The following is a 2,304-nucleotide window of genomic DNA, read 5'->3' as shown; positions in this document are numbered from 1 at the left end:
TCGAGCTTTACGCCCCCTGTTTCGGTGATAAAAAACCAACCACCTTACCGGCCAGCGCCACTAAATCGGGCAACTCCAGACGGTTGCATTCTGCGGCAGTCAGTGTCGGTGAGGTGATACGCGGCAACACAATAATCAGCGCATCGACATCAGCATTGGCTACATCGAGCAGCCTCACCCCACGTAAAGCCCCGGCATTGGGGCGGTAAACCTCAATTTCAGTAATCAGGGTATCGCCGCGCTTTAGTGGGGTATCCAGTACCACCAGATTCTCGTTAATCTCGGCGGCAGGCTCAGTTTTCGCAGTCACTTTTTTCATGATTTTTTCCAGTTCAGTCAGGGAGGCCAGTGGGTTAACACTGGCCGTCAGGGATTAGCGGCCAATGGCCTTGCGTTGGGCAGCCAGCAGGTCAACACCGTTAACCCGTTCAATCAGGTTAACCACATCAATCTCAATCACGACCTTGTTATCAATGGTCAGCTTGTAGTAGGTGCATTGGGTGGATACCTTGGTTTCGGTGTCTTCCCCTTGTTTGGATTCGCCACCGTCAATCTCTTTATGACGGCCACGGATTTCGACTTCTACCGCTGTCACTTCGCCGGTGTCGTCACGCTGGTAAGCCCCAGCAAAACGCAGCGGAACCGCGTCAACTTTGGGCGTTCCCCATTGCTGCAACACCAGCTCGTCAATGCCGCCCATTGACCACTCCATCACCAGAGCGTCATCGTCCAGACCCAAATCGATAGGGGCCGCGCCATTCATCCCACCACCCCGGTAGTTCTCCAGTTTTCGGGTGAGTTTCGGCAAGGTGATTGAGGACACAACCCCAAAGTAATCCCGGCCATCGTTAAAAACATTCATCATTTTCAGCTTACGTGGCAGTGCCATAGTTCAGGTTTCCTTAGCTGTTGACGGCGGCGGCGAACTCCACCAGATAGCTGTCGGTGATGCGCTGGCGCAGGGTTAAATCTTCCAGTGGTGGCACTGGCGTATAGTCATAATCGATATAGAGCTTGCCCGCTTTTAGGGTGTCTTTATCGTTGGCGCTGTCGTCATACCAGCAAGTGCCGTCAATAATCAGCCCGGCGGATTTCATTTCGCGGAATTTGGCGTTGATGCTGCCAATCATGTCGCGTACCAGTGTGGGGTGCATCGGGCGGTCTATGGCCCACAACTGCGCCTCGGCCATGGTGTCAGCCAGAATTTGTGCGGTGCGGGTGTAGTTCTCAAAGGCGAATAGCGGGTCATCAGAACAGGTGCGCGAACCCCAAAACTTGAAACCGTCTTTGCGGATTAGCGTGGTTACGCAGGCTTGGTTTAGCAGGTCAGCGTCAGTGCCGACGGTCTGCAAATCCCAGTAGACGCTGGCAGAGATACCGGTGACGCCATTCACGCCGACGTTAGACAAGGTTTTATGCCAGCCCGTTTCTTGGTCAATCTTGGCGCGCAGGCCAAGGGCGCGGGCGGTGGCATAAGCAATATCGGTACTGTTGGCGGTGGTGTTCCAGCTCAGAAAGTCCGGCCAAATCAACATCAGCTCACGCTGGCTGAAATTGTCACGGTACAAAATAGCCTCGGATAGCGTTTTGCAACCATAGGCGCTGATATAACCAAAGGCGCGCAACTTCTGACAAATGCCCGCCAGTGCCGTCGATACCGCCAGATTATCCAGCCCCGGCACACCCAAAATGCGCGGGCGCTGGCCGGTGACTGACTGCGCATCTAACAGCGCTTTCATGCCAGTGTAGCGGCCGTTCTCGTCAGCGCCGCCGATAATATTGGAGGTGGTTTCTGTCTCATCTTTACCGGCCTCCACCCGCACCACAATCGTGACAGGGCGCGCCTGTTCCGCAATCGCCAGCAAGGACGCGGCCAGTGTGCCTTTTTTACCGGCTTTACCGGCAGCGGCTAACACGTTGGTAATGAGTACCGGGGTATTAAGCGGGAATGCGGTTTCGTCCGCATCGTCGCCGGTGCAGACCATACCGATAATGGCGGTTGAAACAGTGGAAATGACGCGAGTGCCGTCGTTAATTTCGGTGACACGGACGCCGTGATGATAATCACCCATGGGGTAACTCTCCGTTGGTTAAGGGTGAGAGTATGGTGACGATTTACTGTGCGGGGAGCGATTGATAGGGGGTGTGTGGTGGCTGGTACAACGAAAAGCCCCGCAATCGGGGCCAATATAAAATATCAGGCTGACAGCGGAGGCCATACTGGGACACGATAGCCCTGATTAACCGCTTCGACTAACAACCACTGCGGCAGCTCCGGCAACTCAATCAGCGGCCAACTTTCCA

3 protein-coding genes and 1 pseudogene are annotated in these 2,304 nt (G+C 54.8%); all 4 read right to left on the bottom strand.

All coding sequences use genetic code 11. The features are described 5' to 3' along the window. Positions 1-7: 7 nt before the first annotated feature. Complete coding sequence (locus OVO64_RS20365) at positions 8-319, bottom strand: phage tail assembly protein (RefSeq protein ID WP_145510054.1); 312 nt, start codon at positions 317-319, stop codon at positions 8-10. Positions 320-373: 54 nt separating this feature from the next. Then, on the bottom strand, positions 374-889 hold the full coding sequence (locus OVO64_RS20360) for a phage major tail tube protein (RefSeq protein ID WP_145510053.1): 516 nt from the start codon (positions 887-889) through the stop codon (positions 374-376). A 13-nt stretch (positions 890-902) separates the two neighbouring features. Next, a complete protein-coding gene (locus tag OVO64_RS20355) occupies positions 903-2,072 on the bottom strand; it encodes a phage tail sheath protein (protein ID WP_145510052.1) in 1,170 nt (389 codons plus the stop codon). A gap of 125 nt (positions 2,073-2,197) precedes the next feature. Then, positions 2,198-2,304, bottom strand: a pseudogene (locus tag OVO64_RS20350) (phage tail protein); the annotation flags it as partial.

The sequence above is a fragment of the Yersinia sp. Marseille-Q5920 genome, from assembly GCF_946902935.1.
GTDB lineage: Bacteria > Pseudomonadota > Gammaproteobacteria > Enterobacterales > Enterobacteriaceae > Yersinia > Yersinia rochesterensis.
This window is presented reverse-complemented; position numbering and strand designations above follow the sequence as displayed.